This is a genomic window from Mycobacterium sp. NGS17, from assembly GCF_059813205.1.
This window is the reverse complement of sequence record NZ_JCALED010000008.1, coordinates 205,293-224,504: the sequence shown is the minus strand read 5'-3', so window position 1 is coordinate 224,504 and position 19,212 is coordinate 205,293. Positions and strand designations below refer to the sequence as shown.

Sequence of the window (19,212 nt, the reverse complement as noted above, 5' to 3'; positions counted from 1 at the left end):
ACTGTGCCCCGTGACGAAAAGCCGGTCGGTGTAGCGGTACTCGGGTTGGGCAACGTCGGCAGCGAAGTTGTCCGAATCATCGAGGACAGCGCTGACGACCTCGCCGCTCGTGTCGGCGCACCCGTGGTGTTACGCGGCGTCGGAGTGCGCCGCGTCGCCGAGGGCCGCGGTGTCCCCGTCGAGTTGCTCACCGACGACATCGAGGAACTCGCCGCGCGCGAGGACGTCGACATCGTCGTGGAACTGATGGGGCCGGTGGAGCCCGCCCGCAAGGCCATCCTGTGCGCGCTCGAGCACGGTAAATCGGTCGTCACCGCGAATAAGGCGCTGCTGGCCACCTCCACCGGCGAGCTGGCGCAGGCGGCCGAAAGTGCGCATGTCGACCTGTATTTCGAGGCGGCCGTCGCCGGTGCCATCCCGGTGATCCGTCCGCTGACGCAGTCGTTGGCCGGCGACACGGTGTTACGGGTGGCCGGGATCGTCAACGGCACCACCAACTACATCTTGTCCGCGATGGACGAGACCGGCGCCGACTACGACACCGCGCTGGCCGAGGCGAGCGCGCTGGGTTACGCCGAGGCCGACCCCACCGCCGACGTCGAGGGGTACGACGCGGCCGCCAAGGCTGCGATTCTGGCGTCCATCGCCTTTCACACCCGGGTGACCGCCGACGACGTTTACCGCGAAGGCATCACCAAGGTCACCCCCGCCGACTTCGAGTCGGCCCAGGCATTGGGCTGCACCATCAAGCTGCTGTCCATCTGCGAGCGCATCACGACCGACGATGGACAAGAGCGAGTTTCGGCGCGCGTCTATCCGGCGCTGGTCCCGTTGTCGCACCCGCTGGCCACGGTGAACGGCGCCTTCAACGCGGTGGTGGTCGAAGGTAAGGCCTCCGGCCGGTTGATGTTCTACGGCCAGGGTGCCGGCGGCGCCCCGACCGCGTCCGCGGTGGCCGGCGACATGGTGATGGCGGCACGCAACCGGGTACTGGGCAGTCGCGGGCCCAGGGAATCCAGATACGCCCAACTCCCCGTCGCTCCAATGGGTTTCATCTCCACGCGCTATTACGTCAGCATGAACGTCGCCGACAAGCCCGGCGTGCTGTCCTCGGTGGCAGCCGAATTCGCCAAGCGCGAGGTGAGCATCGCCGAGGTCCGTCAGGAAGGCGTCGCGGACGAAGACGGACGACGGGTGGGGGCCCGCATCGTCGTCGTCACCCACACCGCCACGGACGCCGCGCTGTCTGAAACCGTGGATGCGCTGGCCGATTTGGACGCCGTGCAGAGCGTGACCAGCGTGCTGCGACTGGAAGGGACCACCCTATGAGCGCCCCTCGCACCGCCGTTCATCAGCCGTGGCCCGGCCTCATCGAGGCTTACCGCGACCGGTTGCCGGTCGGCGACGACTGGACCCCGGTCACCCTGCTCGAGGGCGGTACACCGCTAATCGCGGCGGGCCGGCTCTCGGAAAAGACCGGCTGCAACGTGCATCTCAAGGTCGAAGGCCTCAATCCCACCGGCTCTTTCAAAGACCGGGGCATGACAATGGCGGTCACCGACGCGTTGGCCCGTGGCCAGCAAGCTGTGTTGTGCGCGTCGACCGGAAACACCTCGGCGTCCGCGGCGGCATATGCGGCGCGTGCCGGCATCACCTGTGCGGTGCTGATACCGCAGGGCAAGATCGCGATGGGCAAGCTGGCGCAGGCGGTCATGCACGGCGCCAAGATCATTCAGATCGACGGCAACTTCGACGATTGCCTGGAGCTGGCCCGCAAGATGGCGGCCGACTTTCCGACGATCGCCTTGGTCAACTCCGTCAACCCGGTGCGCATCGAGGGCCAGAAGACTGCGGCGTTCGAGATTGTCGACGCGCTTGGCGCCGCACCCGACGTGCACGCGTTGCCCGTCGGCAATGCCGGAAACATCACCGCGTACTGGAAAGGATACACCGAGTATCACCACGAGGGCCTGATCGAGAAGTTGCCGCGCATGCTGGGCACCCAGGCGGCCGGCGCGGCCCCGCTGGTGCGCGGCGCCCCGGTCAAGAACCCGGAGACGATCGCCACCGCCATCCGCATCGGCGCGCCGGCATCGTGGACGGCGGCCGTTGACGCGCAGCGGCAATCGAACGGGCGATTCTTGGCCGCAACCGACGAAGAGATCCTGGCCGCCTATCACCTGGTGGCCGAGTCCGAAGGCGTGTTCGTCGAGCCCGCCTCGGCGGCCAGCATCGCCGGCCTGCTCAAGGCCGTCGACGACGGTTGGGTGGCTCGCGGGTCGACCGTCGTGTGCACGGTGACCGGCAACGGCCTCAAGGATCCCGACACCGCGCTGCGCGATATGCCAACCGTGACCCCGGTGCCGGTGGACCCGGTACTCGTGGTCGAGAAGCTGGGGCTGGCCTAGTGGCGATTGCGACCCCGACACTCCCTGTCGGGTTGGTGGCCAGCGCTGTGGTCTCGGCGTCCAGCGCCAACCTTGGCCCCGGCTTCGACACCCTCGGTCTGGCGTTGAGCCTCTACGACGAAATCATCGTCGAGACAACGGAATCCGGACTCGTTGTGCTGGTCGAGGGTGAGGGCGCAGGTCAGTTGCCGGTGGGGCCCGAACACTTGGTGGTTCGTGCCCTGGACTGCGGGCTGCGCGCCATGGGGGTCCGCGCACCGGGCCTGATAGTGCGTTGCCGCAACGCCATTCCCCATTCGCGTGGCCTCGGCTCCTCCGCGGCGGCGGTGGTCGGTGGCCTGGCGGGCGCGAACGGCCTTGTCGCACAAACGGATTGGACGCCGCTTAGCGACACTCAACTGATCCAGCTGTCCTCGGAGTTCGAGGGTCATCCCGACAACGCGGCGGCCGCCGTTTTGGGCGGTGCGGTCGTCGCGTGGGCTGACCGCAGCGGTACCCACCCGCAGTACGCGGCGGTGCCGCTGCGGCTGCACCCCGATATCCACCTGTACTGCGCGATTCCCGAGGAGCGCTCACTCACCGCGGACACCCGCATCCTGCTGCGCGAGCAGATCAGCCACGAGGACGCGCGGTTCAACGTGAGCCGCGCCGCGTTGCTGGTGGTAGCACTCACCGAACGCCCGGATCTGCTCATGGCGGCCACCGAAGACGTGTTGCACCAGTCGGAGCGCGCACCGGCCATGCCGGCCTCGGCGGAATATTTGCGACTGCTGCGGCGTCATAACATCGCGACGACGCTTTCCGGGGCGGGTCCTTCGCTGATTGCGCTGACCACAGCGCCGGAGTTGCCCGCGGAAGTCATGGACTATGGAGCCACGATCGGCTTTACCATCACCGAGATGACCGCTGGCGAACCAGCGCGCTGGAGCCCGGGAGTCACCGTCGTCGGTTGATCCATGGCGTGGCCGGAGGGTTTGCTTGCTTCCAGCAGGGATGGGGGCTATCCTCGGAGCCGTCCAGCAATCGCAGCATCTGCATCTGCATCCATACTGCCTTGCCGCTAGGACAACACCAATTCTTCTTGTGGACGAGGTTCGCCGCTTACTCCGCCGATCCAGGCGATCACCGTTGCAATGTCGATGATTGGGCGCACTCGGCAATTTGCCTGAATGCAACGAACCCCCCGTATGACCTGATCAGCGGGGGAAGAAAGGAAATCCGTGACTGATACGGACCTGTTCACGGCTGGCGAAAACACTGACGCCAATCAACTACCGAATGCCGTGAGCGCAGACACTCCAGACGCGAAACCCAACGTCTCGGGCGGTGCACTGTCCACGATGGTGCTGCCCGAGCTGCGCGCGCTGGCCAATCAAGTTGGCGTCAAAGGGACGTCGGGTATGCGTAAGAACGAACTGATCGCCGCGATCAAGGAAGTCCGGGGCCAGGCCAACGGCGCCCCCGCCAACGGCACGAAGTCCACTGAGGACAGCGGCAAGTCGGACAACCAAGAGTCCGACAAGAACGACAACACCAGCGCCGAAGCGCCGGCGGCCGAGCGCGGCCAGAACGGTGCGACGACCGAGGCGCCCCGCCGCGAACGACGCGGCGCTTCCCGCGAAGCGGGATCCTCGGCCCGCGGCAACGACGAGGCCGACCGCGAGAGCTCAGGCAGCCGCGAGGGCGCCGCTCCTAGTGAGGCGGACCGCCGCGAGAAAGCCAAGCAAGACAACCAGAATGACGACCGCGGCCAAGACGGTGGCGGCGACCAGGACCAAAGCTCCGGTGGCCAGCAGGGCCGCGGCGGCGCGAACCAGCAGGACGACGACGGCGAGGGCCGTCAGGGCCGGCGGGGCCGCCGCTTCCGTGACCGGCGCCGCCGGGGCGAGCGATCCGGTGAGGGTGGCGACACCGAGCTGCGCGAAGACGACGTCGTTCAGCCGGTAGCCGGCATTCTTGACGTCCTCGACAATTACGCTTTCGTCCGCACCTCCGGCTACCTGGCCGGCCCGCACGACGTCTACGTGTCGATGAACATGGTGCGCAAGAACGGCCTTCGTCGTGGTGACGCCGTTACCGGCGCCGTCCGCGTGCCGAAGGACGGCGAACAGCCCAATCAGCGGCAGAAGTTCAACCCGTTGGTGCGCTTGGACAGCGTCAACGGCGGCTCGGTCGAGGACGCCAAGAAGCGGCCCGATTTCTCCAAGCTGACGCCGTTGTACCCCAACCAGCGGCTTCGTCTGGAAACCACCAGCGACCGGCTGACCACCCGCGTCATCGACCTGATCATGCCGATCGGCAAGGGCCAGCGCGCGCTGATCGTGTCGCCGCCCAAGGCCGGTAAGACGACGATCCTGCAGGACATCGCGAACGCGATCACCCGGAACAATCCCGAATGCCACCTGATGGTCGTGCTCGTCGATGAGCGCCCCGAGGAGGTCACCGACATGACCCGCTCGGTCAAGGGCGAGGTCATCGCCTCGACCTTCGACCGGCCGCCGTCGGACCACACCTCGGTCGCCGAGCTGGCGATCGAGCGGGCCAAGCGGCTGGTCGAGCAGGGCAAGGACGTCGTCGTGCTGCTGGACTCGATCACCCGCCTCGGGCGCGCCTACAACAACGCGTCGCCCGCGTCGGGGCGGATCCTGTCCGGTGGTGTCGACTCGACCGCGCTGTACCCGCCGAAGCGGTTCTTGGGCGCCGCCCGCAACATCGAGGAAGGCGGGTCGCTGACGATTATCGCCACCGCGATGGTCGAGACGGGGTCCACCGGTGACACGGTCATCTTCGAGGAGTTCAAGGGCACCGGTAACGCCGAGCTCAAGCTCGACCGCAAGATCTCCGAGCGGCGGGTCTTCCCGGCTGTCGACGTCAACCCGTCGGGTACGCGTAAGGACGAGCTGCTGCTGTCGCCGGATGAGTTCGGCATCGTGCACAAGCTGCGCCGCGTGCTGTCGGGCCTGGACTCGCATCAGGCCATCGACCTGCTGATGTCGCAGCTGCGCAAGACCAAGAACAACTACGAGTTCCTGGTCCAGGTGTCCAAGACGACGCCCGGCGCGATGGACAACGACTAGCCCGGTCCGCCGGCCGCCGCGACACTTAAACCACGCACACGACACGCCGCGTGAGATCGCCGTGGTTTATGTCTCGCGCAGGCCGCCCACGCGGCGGGAATGCCCAGGGGCGCCCCCGTGTTTTGGGAGGACAGTGGTTGACCTGGCATAATCACGCTCGACAAGACCGAAGAGGACATCATGAAAGCTGACATTCACCCCGCCTACGCGGAGACCACGGTGCTCTGCGGGTGTGGCAACACCTTCCAGACGCGCAGCACCAAGGACGGCGGGCGCATCGTCGTCGAGGTGTGCTCGCAGTGCCACCCCTTCTACACCGGCAAGCAGAAGATCCTCGACAGCGGTGGCCGCGTGGCCCGCTTCGAGAAGCGGTACGGCAAGCGCAACGCCGGCGCTGCGGCCGACAAATAGCTCGGATACCGACGCCCGAACTGTGCGCACCGTCGCACGGGCCGGGCGTCGGTTTGCGTTTGCGGTGATGACAGGCGAAGCGGGGCAGGAGGTGCGGCAGTGACCAAGCCGGTACAGACCATTGACGTGCTGCTGGCCGAGCATGCCGACCTCGAGCGCCGGCTGGCGGACCCCGAATTGCACAGCAATCCCGACGAGGCCCGCCGGGCCGGGCGGCGGTTCGCGAGGCTGGCCCCGATTGTGGGCACCTACCGCAAGCTGGTGGCCGCGCGCGACGACCTGGAAACGGCGCGCGAGTTGGCCGCCGACGACCCCTCATTCGCGGCCGAGGTGACCGACCTGGAGACCCAGGTGTCCGAGTTGGACACCCAGCTCACCGACATGCTGGCACCGCGCGACCCGCATGACCCCGACGACATCGTGCTCGAAGTGAAATCCGGTGAGGGCGGCGAAGAATCGGCGTTGTTCGCCGCCGACCTGGCGCGGATGTACATCCGCTACGCGGAACGGCACGGCTGGACCGTCACCGTGCTCGACGAAACCACTTCGGACCTCGGCGGTTACAAGGACGCGACGCTGGCCATCGCCAGCAAGGGCGACAGCGCCGACGGGGTCTGGTCGCGGATGAAGTTCGAGGGCGGAGTTCACCGGGTGCAGCGTGTCCCGGTGACGGAATCCCAAGGCCGCGTTCATACTTCGGCGGCCGGCGTGCTGGTGTATCCCGAACCCGAGGAAGTCGGGGAGGTGCAGATCGACGAGTCGGACCTGCGCATCGACGTCTACCGGTCGTCGGGCAAAGGCGGCCAGGGCGTCAACACCACCGACTCCGCGGTGCGCATCACGCACCTGCCCACCGGCATCGTCGTCACCTGCCAGAACGAGCGTTCGCAGCTGCAGAACAAGGCGCGCGCCCTGCAGGTCCTGGCCGCCCGCCTGCAGGCCCTGGCCGAAGAGCAGGCGCTGGCCGATGCCTCGGCGGACCGGGCCAGTCAGATCCGCACGGTGGACCGCAGCGAGCGCATCCGCACCTACAACTTCCCGGAGAATCGGATCGCCGATCACCGCATCAATTTCAAGTCGCACAACCTGGATCAGGTTCTCGACGGCGACCTCGACGCCTTGTTCGACGCTCTGGCCGCCGCCGACAAGCAGTCCCGGCTGCAACAGGCATGAACGCCCTGCGGCGCGCGATCGACGATGCTGCGGCCACCCTCGCCGAAGCGGGAATCGATTCTGCGCGTTGGGATGCCGAGGAGCTGGCCGCACACTTGGCGGGAACCGATCGCGGACGCCTGGGCCTGCTTCGGGCCCCCGACGACGACTTCCTAGGGCGCTACCGCGAAGTCGTGGCCGTGCGTTCGCGACGGGTGCCGTTGCAACATCTGCTGGGGACCGCGGCATTCGGCCCCGTCATGCTGGACGTGGGTCCCGGGGTTTTCATACCCCGTCCCGAGACCGAGGCCCTGCTGGAATGGGCCACCTCGCAACAACTCGCGCCGCGGCCCGTCATCGTCGACTTGTGCACCGGTTCCGGTGCTTTGGCCGTGGCGCTCGCTCACCACCTGCCTGACGCGCGAATCATCGCCATCGATAACTCCGACGCCGCGCTCGACTACGCGCGTCGCAATACGCAGGGCACCGCGATCGAACTGCTGCGCGCCGACGTCACCGAGCCGGGACTGCTCGCCGAACTGAATGCTCGAGTCGACATGGTGGTGGCCAACCCGCCCTATGTTCCCGATGATGCCGTGTTGGATCCCGAAGTCACCCAACACGATCCGCGCCAGGCCGTCTTCGGCGGTCCGGACGGATTGGCGGTGATCGCCCCGCTCGTCCGCCTCGCCGGTCGCTGGCTGCGCCCGGGCGGACTGATCGCCGTCGAGCACGACGACACGACGTCGGCGCAGACGGTGGATTTGTTCGATCGCACAGGGTCTTTCGAAGACGTCCGGGCGCGGCGCGATCTGACCGGCCGGCCGCGATTCGTGACGGCCCGCAGGGCAGCGGCACCGGGGGAGAACGGCGCCAATGACTGACGTCTTCGACTGTGCGGATCCCGGTCAGCGCTCCCTCGGGATCGCCGCGGCCGCGGGGGCGCTCAAGGGCGGCCGCCTGGTCGTCATGCCGACCGACACCGTGTACGGCATCGGTGCCGATGCGTTCAACAGCGCCGCGGTCGCCGCCCTCCTGTCGGCAAAAGGCCGGGGGCGCGACATGCCGGTGGGTGTGCTGGTCGGCTCCTGGCACACCATCGAGGGACTCGTTTACACCATGCCGGACGGGGCCCGCGACCTGATCCGCGCCTTCTGGCCGGGCGCGTTGAGCCTCGTGGTGAGCCAGGCGCCGTCACTGCAGTGGGACCTCGGCGATGCCCGCGGCACGGTGATGTTGCGGATGCCCCTGCACCCCGTCGCCATTGAACTGTTGCGCGAAGTCGGGCCGCTGGCGGTCTCGAGCGCCAATGTCTCCGGCCGTCCTGCCGCCGTGAACGCCGACGAGGCGCGCAGCCAACTCGGCGATCTGGTGGACGTCTACCTGGAGGCGGGCCCGTCCGATCAAGGGGCGGCCTCCACGATCGTCGATCTGACCGGTGCCTCGCCGCGAATTCTGCGGCCGGGTCCGGTGAGCGCGGAACGGATCGCGGAAGTACTCGCGGTCGATCCGGAGAGCTTGACCGCCCCGGCCTGACTGGAGCGGGTGTCGAGGTGCCAGCTTTGTCCAGTACGGTCTCGGTGATGTCCAGCGACGTGACCAACCTTGCCGGTGGGTTGCTCGCGCTGGGAGACCGCGGTGCCGGCGTTCCGCTTCGTGAGCTGGCGCTGGTCGGGTTGACCGCGGCGATCATCACGTACTTCGCGACCGGGCCGGTGCGGGTGCTGGCCACCCGGCTGGGCGCGGTCGCCTATCCGCGGGAACGCGACGTCCACGTCACGCCGACCCCCCGGATGGGCGGGCTGGCGATGTTTCTCGGCGTCATCACTGCCGTCTTTCTGGCGTCCCAACTTCCGGCGCTCACCCGCGGGTTCGTCTACTCCACCGGCATGCCCGCGGTCCTGGTGGCCGGTGCGGTCATCATGGGCATCGGCCTCATCGACGACCGTTGGGGTCTCGATGCCTTGACCAAGTTCGCCGGTCAGATCACGGCGGCCAGCGTGCTGGTCACCATGGGCGTGGCGTGGAGCGTCCTGTACATCCCCATCGGTGGCGTCGGCACCATCGTGCTCGACCAGGCATCGTCGATCCTGCTGACCCTGGCGCTGACCGTGTCGGTCGTCAACGCGATGAACTTCGTCGACGGGCTCGACGGTCTGGCCGCAGGCCTGGGGTTGATCACCGCGTTGGCGATCTGCATGTTCTCGGTCGGCCTGCTGCGCGACCACGGCGGTGACGTCCTGTTCTACCCGCCCGCGGTGATTTCGGTGGTGCTCGCAGGCGCCTGTCTGGGCTTTCTGCCGCACAACTTTCATCGCGCCAAGATCTTCATGGGCGACTCCGGGTCCATGCTGATCGGTCTGATGCTCTCGGCCGCGTCGACGACGGCCGCGGGCCCGGTCTCCCAGAACGCCTACGGTGCCCGTGACGTGTTCGTGCTGCTCTCCCCTTTCCTGCTGGTGGCCGCCGTCATCTTTGTGCCGATGCTCGATTTGCTGTTGGCGATCGTGCGCCGCACCCGCGCGGGCCGCAGCGCGTTCAGCCCGGACAAGATGCACTTGCATCACCGGTTGCTGCAGATCGGCCATTCGCACCGCCGCGTGGTGTTGCTGATCTATCTGTGGGTCGGGATTGTCGCGTTCGGTGCGGCCAGCACGATCTTTTTCCGCCCACGCGATACCGCGGCGGTAATGCTGGGCGCCATCGTGGTGGCCGGAATCGCGACCGCGATACCGCTTCTGCGTGGCCGCGACGAGTACTACGACGAGGAGTAGTAGTGGGGGTCGCCCGTGTGGTACGGTGCTGGTAGAACCCCAAAAAGCCGCGCAGGCTACCGGTCCATCGGAGGCTGATCCGACCGGGCTGGATCAAGACCGGCCTCGGGATATACCCCTTGGGTGATTCAACTGTGACGTGCGATACGCTCGGCGGACCACCGATCAGTCGGTCGGGGGGGTTCCCGTTTTACCAACCTGGGATTGAGGTGCTGCAGTGACGACACCAGCGCAGGACGCGCCGTTGGTGTTTCCCTCTGTTGCTTTCCGTCCGGTTCGGCTCCTCGCGATCAGCGTTGCCATCACCGCGGTGGCGGTGCTCGCCGCCGGACTGTCCGGTCACCTGATGGTTGGAGTCTTCTTCGGTGTCGGACTTCTCCTGGGTTTGCTCAATGCGGTGCTGGTGCGTCGCTCGGTTGAATCGATCACCGCCAAGGATCACCCGCTGAAAAGGTCGATGGCGGTCAACTCCGCGGCACGGCTGGCGCTCATCACGATCGTCGGGCTGATCATCGCCTACGTCTTTCGGCCCGCCGGCCTGGGCGTCGTGTTCGGATTGGCGCTTTTCCAAGTCCTGCTGGTGTTCTCGACAGCGCTTCCGGTGTGGAAGAAGCTGCGCGCCGGCGACTGGGCGGAGCCTTCGGACGGTGCCGCAGGCGGCGTGATCGCGGGGTCCGACGGAACGGAAGGTAAGGAACAGCAACGATGACTGGGACGACGTTCCTGGCCGAGTCGGCAATCGAGGTTGGCGAGCACAACAAAGCCACCTGGCTTGGCCTGACCGTCAACACCGACACGATCCTGTCGACCGCGATCGCCGCGGTGATCGTGCTCGGGCTGGCCTTCTTCCTGCGCGCGAAGATCACTTCCAAGGGCGTGCCCAGTGGCGTTCAGTTGTTCTGGGAGGCGATCACCGAACAAATGCGCGGGCAGATCGAGAGCGCTATCGGCATGCGGATCGCCCCGTTCGTGCTGCCGTTGGCGGTCACGATCTTCGTGTTCATTCTGATCTCCAACTGGCTGTCGGTGCTCCCGCTGCAGTACAAAGACAAATCCGGGCACGCTTCCGAGCTGCTGAAGTCGGCGGCGGCGGACATCAATTACGTTCTGGCGCTGGCCCTCTTCGTGTTCGTCTGCTATCACGTGGCCGGCATCTGGCGCCGCGGCATAATCGGGCACCCGCTCGCCGTGGTCAAGGGTCACGTGGCGTTCCTGGCGCCGATCAACCTCGTTGAAGAGCTCGCCAAACCCATCTCGCTGTCGCTGCGACTCTTCGGCAACATCTTCGCCGGCGGCATCCTGGTCGCGCTGATCGCGCTCTTCCCGCCGTACATCATGTGGGCACCCAACGCGATCTGGAAGGCCTTCGACCTTTTCGTCGGCGCGATCCAGGCGTTCATCTTCTCGATCCTGACCATCTTGTACTTCAGCCAAGCCATGGAGATCGAGGATCACCATGACTGAGTCGCAGATGAAGTGTTTTGTCCCACGCACCATTACAAGGGCCTGGTAGACCCCTACCAGTTATCAAGGAGGAAACGAATGGCAGGCATGGACCCCCAAATCGCTGCCGCCGCTCTCATCGGCGGTGGCCTGATCATGGGTGGCGGCGCGATCGGCGCCGGCATCGGTGACGGCATTGCCGGTAACGCGCTGGTTTCGGGCATCGCCCGCCAACCCGAGGCGCAGGGCCGGCTGTTCACGCCGTTCTTCATCACGGTCGGTCTGGTCGAGGCGGCCTACTTCATCAACCTGGCGTTCATGGCGTTGTTCGTCTTCGCTACCCCGGTCAAGTAATTCGCCGCAATGCGTGACGCGAGTCTGAGCATTTTGGCATCCAGCCAGGTGGTGGCCGAGGGCGGCAACAACTTCCTCGTCCCTAACGGCACCTTCTTTTTCGTGCTGGCCATCTTCCTGATCGTGCTGGCCGTCATCGGCACATTCGTCGTGCCGCCGGTGATGAGAGTGCTGCACGAGCGCGAGGCCATGGTCGCCAAGACCGCCGCCGACAACAAGAAGGCGACCGAGCAATTCGAAGCGGCAAAGGCCGATTACGAAGAAGCGCTGAGCGAGGCGCGGGTTCAGGCGTCGTCGTTGCGCGACAATGCCCGCGCCGAAGGTCGTAAGGTGGTCGAAGACGCGCGCGCCCGTGCCGAACAACAGGTGATGTCGACGTTGCAAATGGCATCCGAGCAATTGAAGCGGGAGAGGGACGCCGTGGAACTCGATCTGCGTGCCAACGTGGCGTCGATGTCGGCGACGTTGGCAAGCCGCATCCTCGGCGTCGACGTCGCCCCCGCCGCCACCACATCCGCAACCAAGACATCCGGACGGTAAACACGTATGTCGACTTTCATCGGCCAGTTGGTGGGCTTCGCGGCCATCGTGTTCCTGGTGGTGCGCTACGTCGTGCCGCCAGTGCGTCGGCTGATGGCCGCGCGGCAAGAGGCCGTGCGTCAACAGCTGAAAGATGCTGCGACGGCGAGTGATCGGCTGACCGAGTCGACCACGGCGCACAACAAGGCCGTGGAAGACGCGAAGACAGAGGGCGAACGGGTCGTCGAGGAGGCCCAGACGGACGCGGGCCGTATCGTCGAGCAGCTGCGGGCGCAGGCGGATGTCGAGTCCGAACGCATCACCGCACAGGGCAGCCGTCAAGTCGATCTCTTGCGCACCCAGTTGAGCCGGCAGCTCCGGTTGGAACTCGGCCATGAAGCGGTGCGCCAGGCGGGCGAGTTGGTGCGCAATTACGTCGCCGACTCCGAGCAGCAGTCGGCCACCGTCGACCGGTTCCTCGACGAACTCGATGAGATGGCGCCCGTTGCGGCCGACGTCCAGTATCCGCTGATGACCAAGATGCGTTCGTCGAGTCGCGTCGCACTGGGCAACTTGTCGGACAAGTTCAGCGCCCTAGCCAAAGACCTTGACAACAAGGGGCTTTCGGCCGTCTCCAGTGAACTGGTAGAAGTTGCTCAGATGCTGGACCGCGAGATCGTCGTCACGCGCTATCTGACCGTTCCGGCCGAGGATGGAGCCCCCAGGGTCCAGTTGATCGAGCGGCTGCTCTCCGGCAAGGTCGGTGACGTCACCCTCGACGTGCTGCGCTCGGCCGTATCGGAGCGTTGGTCGGCCAACTCCGACCTCATCGACGCCATCGAACACGTGTCTCGGCAGGCGCTGCTCGAAGTAGCCGAACGTGAGGACAAGGTCGACGAGGTCGAAGAGCAGCTGTTCCGGTTCTCCCGCGCCCTCGACGCGGAGCCGCGGTTGGCGATCCTGCTGGGCGACTACTCCGTTCCGGTGGAGGGGCGAGTCGGCCTCCTGCGCAAGGTTTTTGACACCGCGAGCGGCCGGGTCAATCCGATCACGATGGCACTGCTGGCCCAGACTGTGGAGCTGCTGAGGGGCCAGAACGCCGATGAGGCCATTCAGTTCCTGGCCAAGGTTGCGGTGGCGCGCCGCGGCGAAATCGTGGCGCAGGTCAGCGCGGCAGCCGAACTCAGCGATGCGCAGCGCACCCGCCTCATCGACGTGCTCGGCCGCATCTACGACCACCCGGTGGCGGTGCAGCTCCAGATCGATGCCGACCTATTGGGCGGGCTGCTCATCTCCGTGGCCGACGAAGTGATCGACGGGACGCTCGCTTCTCGACTTGCCGCGGCCCAGGCTCAATTGCCCGACTGACCACCATTCGACCAATCACAATCACACGCGAACCAAGATCAAGTAGGAAGACGAAAAGCCATGGCCGAGTTGACCATCTCCGCTGAGGACATCCAGAGCGCCATCGAGGAGTACGTAGGCTCCTTCACCTCCGATACCGCCCGCGAGGAGGTCGGCTCGGTCATCGAGGCCGGCGACGGCATCGCGCACGTCGAGGGCTTGCCCTCCGTCATGACCCAGGAGCTGCTCGAGTTCCCCGGCGGCGTCCTCGGTGTCGCCCTGAACCTCGATGAACACGACATCGGCGCGGTGATCCTGGGTGACTTCGAGAAAATCGAAGAAGGCCAACAGGTCAAGCGCACCGGCGAAGTCCTGTCGGTGCCCGTAGGCGATGCGTTCCTCGGGCGCGTGGTCAATCCGCTCGGCCAGCCGATCGACGGCCAGGGCGACATCGATACCGACATTCGCCGCGCGCTGGAGATCCAGGCGCCGTCGGTGGTGCAACGGCAGAGCGTGAGCGAGCCGCTGCAGACCGGGATCAAGGCCATCGACGCGATGACCCCGATCGGGCGCGGCCAGCGCCAGCTGATCATCGGCGACCGCAAGACGGGCAAGACCGCCGTCTGCGTGGACACCATCCTCAACCAGCGGGAGAACTGGGAGAGCGGCGACGAACGCAAGCAGGTGCGCTGCGTGTACGTGGCCATCGGCCAGAAGGGCACCACGATCGCCTCGGTGCGACGTGCGCTCGACGAGGGCGGCGCGATGGACTACACCACCATTGTGGCGGCGCCGGCGTCCGACTCCGCCGGTTTCAAATGGCTTGCGCCGTATACCGGTTCGGCGATCGCGCAGCATTGGATGTACGAAGGCAAGCACGTGCTGATCGTCTTCGACGACCTGAGCAAGCAGGCCGAGGCCTACCGTGCCATCTCCCTGCTGCTCCGCCGCCCGCCGGGTCGCGAGGCCTACCCCGGCGACGTGTTCTACCTGCACTCGCGTCTGTTGGAGCGTTGCGCCAAGCTGTCCGACGATCTCGGCGGCGGTTCGCTGACCGGTCTGCCGGTTATCGAGACCAAGGCGAACGACATTTCGGCCTACATTCCCACCAACGTCATCTCGATCACCGACGGGCAGTGCTTCCTGGAGTCCGACCTGTTCAACCAGGGTGTGCGGCCGGCCATCAACGTCGGTGTGTCGGTGTCCCGCGTGGGTGGTGCGGCGCAGATCAAGGCCATGAAGGAGGTGGCCGGCTCGCTGCGACTCGACTTGTCGCAGTACCGCGAACTGGAATCGTTCGCCGCCTTCGCCTCGGACCTGGATGCCACCTCCAAGGCGCAGTTGGAGCGCGGCGAGCGGCTGGTCGAACTCTTGAAGCAACCGCAGTACCAGCCCATGCCCGTTGAGGAGCAGGTGGTTTCGATCTTCCTGGGCACCGGCGGTCACCTGGACTCCGTGCCGGTCGAGGACGTCCGGCGTTTCGAGACCGAGCTGCTCGACCACATGCGGGCCTCGGAGGAGAAGTTCCTCAGTGGTGTGCGCGACAGCGGGAAGCTGTCAGAGGAAGGCGAAAACCAGCTCACCGAGATCATCAACAAGTTCAAGAAGGGTTTCGCGGCCACGGGCGGCGGATCGGTGGTGCCTGACGAGCACGTCGAGGCCTTGGACGAAGAGGATCTGGAAAAGGAGTCCGTGCAGGTCAAGAAGGACAAGCCGAAGGACACAAAGCAGTCCAAGGACACCAAGAAGGAATCCGCCAAGGCCTCCGGCAAGGACAAGAAGTAGCTACCGATGGCGGCAACACTTCGCGAATTACGAGGCCGGATCCGATCGGCCGGGTCGATCAAAAAGATCACTAAGGCCCAGGAGATGATCGCGACCTCGCGCATCGGCAAGGCGCAGGCCCGGCTGGAATCGGCCCGGCCCTACGCATTCCAGATCACGTCGATGCTCACCACTTTGTCCTCCGAAGCCGCGTTGGACCATCCACTCCTGGTCGAGCGAGACGAGCCGAAGCGCGCGGGCGTCCTGGTGGTGTCTTCGGACCGTGGTCTGTGCGGGGCGTACAACTCGAGCATCTTCCGCCGCTCCGAGGAGCTGTTCTCCCTGCTGCGAGAGGAAGGCAAGACACCCGTCGTCTACACGGTGGGCCGAAAGGCGCAGAACTACTTCAAGTTCCGCAACTGGGACATCACCGAATCGTGGACGGGTTTCTCCGAGCAGCCCCAGGTGGAAAACGCCCGGGAGATCGCGTCCACGTTGGTCGACAGTTTCATGGCCGGGGTCGGCGATGACGAGTCACAGGACGACGAGGGCGTCGACGAACTGCACATCGTGTACTCGGAGTTCAAGTCGATGATGTCCCAGGCCGCGGTTGCCCACCGCATCGCTCCGCTGGTCATGGAATACGTCGAGGACACCGACGAGCTCCACACCCTGTACTCGTTCGAACCAGACGCCACAACGCTTTTCGAGGCGCTGCTGCCGCGGTACGTGACGACCCGGGTGTATGCCGCTTTGCTCGAGTCGGCGGCATCGGAGCTCGCGTCGCGTCAACGAGCAATGAAGTCGGCGACCGACAACGCCGACGACCTGATCAAAGAGCTGACGTTGATGGCAAACCGCGAGCGCCAGGCCCAGATCACCCAAGAGATCAGCGAAATCGTCGGCGGCGCAAATGCGCTCGCTGACGCTCAGTAGCACACGAGGAAGAAGAAAAATATGGCTGCTACTACCAAAAGCACCGAGAAGACCGACAAGAGCTCGACCAATGGCGACACCAGCGGCCGCATCGTACGGGTGACCGGCCCCGTCGTCGACGTCGAGTTCCCGCGCGGCTCGGTACCCGAGCTGTTCAACGCGCTCAACGCGGAGATCACGTTTGAGGAGCTGAAGAAGACCCTGACTCTCGAGGTTGCGCAGCACTTGGGCGACAACCTCGTTCGAGCCATCTCGCTGCAGCCCACCGACGGCTTGGTGCGCGGCGTAGAGGTCACCGACTCCGGCAGGTCGATCTCGGTGCCGGTCGGCGAGGGCGTCAAGGGCCACGTCTTCAACGCCCTGGGCGACTGCCTGGACAAGCCCGGGTACGGCGAGGAGTTCGACCACTGGTCGATTCACCGCAAGCCGCCGGCGTTCGAAGAGCTCGAGCCCCGCACGGAGATGCTGGAGACCGGCCTCAAGGTCGTCGACCTGCTCACCCCGTACGTGCGCGGTGGCAAGATCGCGCTGTTCGGTGGTGCCGGTGTGGGCAAGACGGTGCTGATTCAGGAGATGATCAACCGTATCGCCCGAAACTTCGGTGGCACTTCGGTTTTCGCCGGCGTGGGGGAGCGCACCCGTGAGGGCAACGACCTGTGGGTCGAGCTGAAGGAAGCCGACGTGCTCAAGGACACCGCGCTGGTGTTCGGTCAGATGGACGAGCCGCCCGGCACCCGTATGCGGGTGGCGTTGTCCGCGCTGACCATGGCCGAGTGGTTCCGCGACGAGGCCGGCCAGGACGTGCTGCTGTTCATCGACAACATCTTCCGATTCACCCAGGCCGGTTCGGAGGTGTCGACGCTGCTCGGTCGTATGCCGTCCGCGGTGGGCTACCAGCCGACGCTGGCCGACGAGATGGGCGAGCTGCAGGAGCGCATCACCTCGACGCGAGGCAAGTCGATCACGTCGATGCAGGCCGTCTATGTTCCCGCCGACGACTACACCGACCCGGCACCGGCAACGACCTTCGCGCACCTGGACGCCACCACCGAGCTCTCTCGAAACGTGTTCTCCAAGGGCATCTTCCCCGCGGTGGACCCGTTGGCGTCAAGCTCGACCATCCTGGACCCGAGCGTCGTCGGTGACGAGCACTACCGGGTGGCCCAGGAAGTCATTCGGATCCTGCAGCGGTACAAGGACCTTCAGGACATCATCGCGATCCTTGGTATCGACGAGCTCTCGGAAGAGGACAAGCAGCTCGTGCAGCGCGCACGGCGCATCGAGCGGTTCCTCTCGCAGAACATGATGGCGGCCGAGCAGTTCACCGGCCAGCCCGGTTCGACCGTGCCTCTGAAGGAGACCATCGAGGCATTCGACCGGCTGACCAAGGGCGATTTCGACCACATCCCAGAGCAGGCGTTCTTCTTGATCGGTGGCCTCGATGACCTGGCTAAGAAGGCCGAAAGCTTTGGCGCCAAACTTGATTCCTGAGGCATGAGCGAACAGGCTCTGAAAGGCTCTGTGGTATGGCGGAATTGAACGTCGAGATAGTCGCCGTCGACCGAAAGATCTGGTCGGGTGAGGCAACGTTTCTGTTCACCCGCACCACCGTCGGTGAGATCGGCATCCTGCCGCGGCACATCCCGCTGGTGGCGCAGTTGGTCGACGACGCAATGGTGCGCGTCGAAAGAGAGGGCGAAGACGATCTGCGAATCGCGGTGGATGGCGGATTTCTGTCTGTCACCGAGGAATCAGTGACGATCCTCGCCGAATCCGCCGAGTTCGAATCGGAGATCGACGAGAGCGCCGCCAGAGAGGCTGCTGAGTCTGACGACCCGCGTATCGCCGCCAAGGGGCGCGCGAGATTGCGTGCCGTCGGCGCGATCGACTAACCGCCGATGAGCGCGCCCATGATCGGCATGGTCGTGCTCGTCGTCGTGCTGGCCGCCGCCGTCATTGCGCTGAGTTATCGGCTGTGGAAGCTGCGTCAGGGCGGCACGGCGGGGATCATGCGAGACATTCCCGCGGTCGGAGGCCACGGCTGGCGCCACGGCGTGATCCGTTACCGCGGTGGCGAAGCCGCGTTCTACCGTCTCTCCAGCCTGCGATTGTGGCCCGACCGGCGGCTGAGCCGCCGAGGCGTCGAGATCGTTTCCAGGCGGGCACCGCGCGGCGACGAGTTCGACATCATGAGCGACGAGATCGTCGTCATCGAGCTGCGCGATACGACCCAGGACCGCAGGTCCGGCTACGAGATCGCTTTGGACAAAGGCGCGTTGACCGCGTTCCTGTCCTGGCTGGAGTCGCGGCCGTCGCCGCGGTCCCGCCGGCGCAGCCTGTAGACCGCGTGAGTCGCCGGTCGAACAGCGCTCGGCTAACTCGTGGTGGCGTTCTCGCCGCCCGGCTTCCACAGCACGTCGCCATCGGGGTTGGCCACCCGCGACAGGATGAAAAGCAGATCCGACAGGCGGTTCAAGTATTTCGCGGGCAGCACGTTGACCTGGCCGGGGGCGGCATCGACGGCCGCCCACGCCGAGCGTTCGGCTCGACGGACCACGGTCCGGGCGACGTGCAGCAGCGCCGACAACGGCGAACCACCCGGCAGCACAAACGAATTCAGCTTGGGCAAAGGCTCGTTGTACGCGTCACACCACTTCTCGAGCCGGTCAATGTAGGGCTCGGTGACGCGCAGCGGCGGATACTCGGGGTTCTCGACAACAGGAGTCGACAGATCCGCGCCGGCGTCGAACAAGTCGTTCTGGATCTGCCGCAGCACGCCCGCGAGCTTCTCGTCGGGCTGACCGACGGCGACCGCCACCCCGATCGCGGAGTTGGCTTCGTCGCAATCGGCGTAGGCCACCAGCCGAGGATCGTTCTTGGAAACCCGCGAGAAGTCGCTCAATCCCGTCGTGCCGTCGTCGCCGGTTCGGGTGTAGATGCGAGTCAGGTGTACAGCCATGAGCAAACCGTACTCGGGTGTGGCTCGGCCGACTGACAAGCCGATACCGCTTCACTAGACTGACGCGG

19 protein-coding genes and 1 pseudogene are annotated in these 19,212 nt (G+C 65.7%); 19 read left to right on the top strand and 1 reads right to left on the bottom strand.

The genetic code is table 11. The features are described from left to right. Positions 1-3: 3 nt before the first annotated feature. The 19 genes and pseudogenes from AC5Y7E_RS18770 (at position 4) to AC5Y7E_RS18680 (ending at position 18,527) form a co-directional block, all read left to right on the top strand. Complete coding sequence (locus AC5Y7E_RS18770) at positions 4-1,329, top strand: homoserine dehydrogenase (RefSeq protein ID WP_499921275.1); 1,326 nt, start codon at positions 4-6, stop codon at positions 1,327-1,329. Beyond that, positions 1,326-2,408: a threonine synthase gene (gene thrC, locus AC5Y7E_RS18765; protein WP_499921277.1), complete on the top strand. Its 1,083-nt coding sequence runs from the start codon at positions 1,326-1,328 to the stop codon at positions 2,406-2,408. The genes AC5Y7E_RS18770 and thrC overlap by 4 nt, the downstream gene beginning before the upstream one ends. Before the next feature lie 5 nt (positions 2,409-2,413). Next, positions 2,414-3,361 (top strand): homoserine kinase, encoded by a 948-nt coding sequence (gene thrB / locus AC5Y7E_RS18760; protein WP_499921398.1) that lies wholly within the window; start codon positions 2,414-2,416, stop codon positions 3,359-3,361. Between the two features lie 330 nt (positions 3,362-3,691). Then, positions 3,692-5,485 (top strand): transcription termination factor Rho, encoded by a 1,794-nt coding sequence (gene rho / locus AC5Y7E_RS18755; protein ID WP_499950320.1) that lies wholly within the window; start codon positions 3,692-3,694, stop codon positions 5,483-5,485. A 180-nt stretch (positions 5,486-5,665) separates the two neighbouring features. Beyond that, positions 5,666-5,896, top strand: a complete 231-nt coding sequence (rpmE, locus tag AC5Y7E_RS18750) for a 50S ribosomal protein L31 (protein WP_066873624.1) — start codon at positions 5,666-5,668, stop codon at positions 5,894-5,896. 99 nt (positions 5,897-5,995) lie between these two features. After that, a complete protein-coding gene (prfA, locus tag AC5Y7E_RS18745) occupies positions 5,996-7,069 on the top strand; it encodes a peptide chain release factor 1 (RefSeq protein ID WP_499950280.1) in 1,074 nt (357 codons plus the stop codon). Beyond that, positions 7,066-7,932, top strand: a complete 867-nt coding sequence (gene prmC / locus AC5Y7E_RS18740) for a peptide chain release factor N(5)-glutamine methyltransferase (protein WP_499950279.1) — start codon at positions 7,066-7,068, stop codon at positions 7,930-7,932. Before prfA ends, prmC begins: the two co-directional genes overlap by 4 nt. After that, a complete protein-coding gene (locus AC5Y7E_RS18735; protein WP_499950276.1) occupies positions 7,925-8,584 on the top strand; it encodes an L-threonylcarbamoyladenylate synthase in 660 nt (219 codons plus the stop codon). The genes prmC and AC5Y7E_RS18735 overlap by 8 nt, the downstream gene beginning before the upstream one ends. 28 nt (positions 8,585-8,612) lie before the next feature. Next, positions 8,613-9,822 (top strand): annotated as a pseudogene (locus AC5Y7E_RS18730) (glycosyltransferase family 4 protein); the annotation flags it as partial. Between the two features lie 217 nt (positions 9,823-10,039). Next, positions 10,040-10,531 (top strand): ATP synthase subunit I, encoded by a 492-nt coding sequence (locus AC5Y7E_RS18725; RefSeq protein ID WP_499950274.1) that lies wholly within the window; start codon positions 10,040-10,042, stop codon positions 10,529-10,531. Beyond that, positions 10,528-11,286 carry a F0F1 ATP synthase subunit A gene (gene atpB, locus AC5Y7E_RS18720; RefSeq protein WP_067137958.1) on the top strand — a complete coding sequence of 253 codons (759 nt, stop codon included), beginning with the start codon at positions 10,528-10,530 and terminating at the stop codon, positions 11,284-11,286. Before AC5Y7E_RS18725 ends, atpB begins: the two co-directional genes overlap by 4 nt. A gap of 87 nt (positions 11,287-11,373) precedes the next feature. Further along, positions 11,374-11,619: a F0F1 ATP synthase subunit C gene (locus AC5Y7E_RS18715; protein WP_065052998.1), complete on the top strand. Its 246-nt coding sequence runs from the start codon at positions 11,374-11,376 to the stop codon at positions 11,617-11,619. Between the two features lie 9 nt (positions 11,620-11,628). Then, the gene (locus AC5Y7E_RS18710; protein ID WP_499921288.1) at positions 11,629-12,159 is read left to right on the top strand and encodes a F0F1 ATP synthase subunit B; all 531 of its coding nucleotides are present in this window, start codon (positions 11,629-11,631) and stop codon (positions 12,157-12,159) included. Positions 12,160-12,165: 6 nt separating this feature from the next. After that, entirely contained in the window at positions 12,166-13,506 is a 1,341-nt protein-coding gene (locus AC5Y7E_RS18705; RefSeq protein WP_499950272.1) for a F0F1 ATP synthase subunit B/delta, read from the top strand. Positions 13,507-13,566: 60 nt separating this feature from the next. Beyond that, positions 13,567-15,270, top strand: coding sequence for a F0F1 ATP synthase subunit alpha (atpA, locus tag AC5Y7E_RS18700; protein WP_499921291.1), 1,704 nt, complete (start codon positions 13,567-13,569; stop codon positions 15,268-15,270). 6 nt (positions 15,271-15,276) lie between these two features. Next, on the top strand, positions 15,277-16,185 hold the full coding sequence (locus tag AC5Y7E_RS18695; protein ID WP_499921293.1) for a F0F1 ATP synthase subunit gamma: 909 nt from the start codon (positions 15,277-15,279) through the stop codon (positions 16,183-16,185). Positions 16,186-16,206: 21 nt separating this feature from the next. Next, complete coding sequence (gene atpD / locus AC5Y7E_RS18690; protein ID WP_499921295.1) at positions 16,207-17,676, top strand: F0F1 ATP synthase subunit beta; 1,470 nt, start codon at positions 16,207-16,209, stop codon at positions 17,674-17,676. A gap of 35 nt (positions 17,677-17,711) precedes the next feature. Then, positions 17,712-18,077 carry a F0F1 ATP synthase subunit epsilon gene (locus tag AC5Y7E_RS18685; RefSeq protein ID WP_499921296.1) on the top strand — a complete coding sequence of 122 codons (366 nt, stop codon included), beginning with the start codon at positions 17,712-17,714 and terminating at the stop codon, positions 18,075-18,077. Between the two features lie 6 nt (positions 18,078-18,083). Further along, positions 18,084-18,527 carry a DUF2550 domain-containing protein gene (locus AC5Y7E_RS18680; RefSeq protein WP_499921298.1) on the top strand — a complete coding sequence of 148 codons (444 nt, stop codon included), beginning with the start codon at positions 18,084-18,086 and terminating at the stop codon, positions 18,525-18,527. 32 nt (positions 18,528-18,559) lie between these two features. Here AC5Y7E_RS18680 and AC5Y7E_RS18675 read toward each other — a convergent pair whose 3' ends face one another. Beyond that, positions 18,560-19,144 carry a cob(I)yrinic acid a,c-diamide adenosyltransferase gene (locus AC5Y7E_RS18675; RefSeq protein WP_499921300.1) on the bottom strand — a complete coding sequence of 195 codons (585 nt, stop codon included), beginning with the start codon at positions 19,142-19,144 and terminating at the stop codon, positions 18,560-18,562. Positions 19,145-19,212 lie beyond the last annotated feature (68 nt).

What these genes read in the sequence shown, in the direction of transcription:
- AC5Y7E_RS18715 (WP_065052998.1), top strand. Translation starts at nt 11,374, where the DNA reads ATGGACCCCCAAATCGCTGCCGCCGCTCTCATCGGCGGTGGCCTGATC.
- AC5Y7E_RS18695 (WP_499921293.1), top strand. Translation starts at nt 15,277, where the DNA reads ATGGCGGCAACACTTCGCGAATTACGAGGCCGGATCCGATCGGCCGGG.
- prmC (WP_499950279.1), top strand. Translation starts at nt 7,066, where the DNA reads ATGAACGCCCTGCGGCGCGCGATCGACGATGCTGCGGCCACCCTCGCC.
- rpmE (WP_066873624.1), top strand. Translation starts at nt 5,666, where the DNA reads ATGAAAGCTGACATTCACCCCGCCTACGCGGAGACCACGGTGCTCTGC.
- AC5Y7E_RS18710 (WP_499921288.1), top strand. Translation starts at nt 11,629, where the DNA reads ATGCGTGACGCGAGTCTGAGCATTTTGGCATCCAGCCAGGTGGTGGCC.
- AC5Y7E_RS18685 (WP_499921296.1), top strand. Translation starts at nt 17,712, where the DNA reads ATGGCGGAATTGAACGTCGAGATAGTCGCCGTCGACCGAAAGATCTGG.
- AC5Y7E_RS18680 (WP_499921298.1), top strand. Translation starts at nt 18,084, where the DNA reads ATGAGCGCGCCCATGATCGGCATGGTCGTGCTCGTCGTCGTGCTGGCC.
- thrC (WP_499921277.1), top strand. Translation starts at nt 1,326, where the DNA reads ATGAGCGCCCCTCGCACCGCCGTTCATCAGCCGTGGCCCGGCCTCATC.
- atpB (WP_067137958.1), top strand. Translation starts at nt 10,528, where the DNA reads ATGACTGGGACGACGTTCCTGGCCGAGTCGGCAATCGAGGTTGGCGAG.
- atpA (WP_499921291.1), top strand. Translation starts at nt 13,567, where the DNA reads ATGGCCGAGTTGACCATCTCCGCTGAGGACATCCAGAGCGCCATCGAG.
- AC5Y7E_RS18705 (WP_499950272.1), top strand. Translation starts at nt 12,166, where the DNA reads ATGTCGACTTTCATCGGCCAGTTGGTGGGCTTCGCGGCCATCGTGTTC.
- AC5Y7E_RS18675 (WP_499921300.1), bottom strand. Translation starts at nt 19,144, where the DNA reads ATGGCTGTACACCTGACTCGCATCTACACCCGAACCGGCGACGACGGC.
- AC5Y7E_RS18735 (WP_499950276.1), top strand. Translation starts at nt 7,925, where the DNA reads ATGACTGACGTCTTCGACTGTGCGGATCCCGGTCAGCGCTCCCTCGGG.
- atpD (WP_499921295.1), top strand. Translation starts at nt 16,207, where the DNA reads ATGGCTGCTACTACCAAAAGCACCGAGAAGACCGACAAGAGCTCGACC.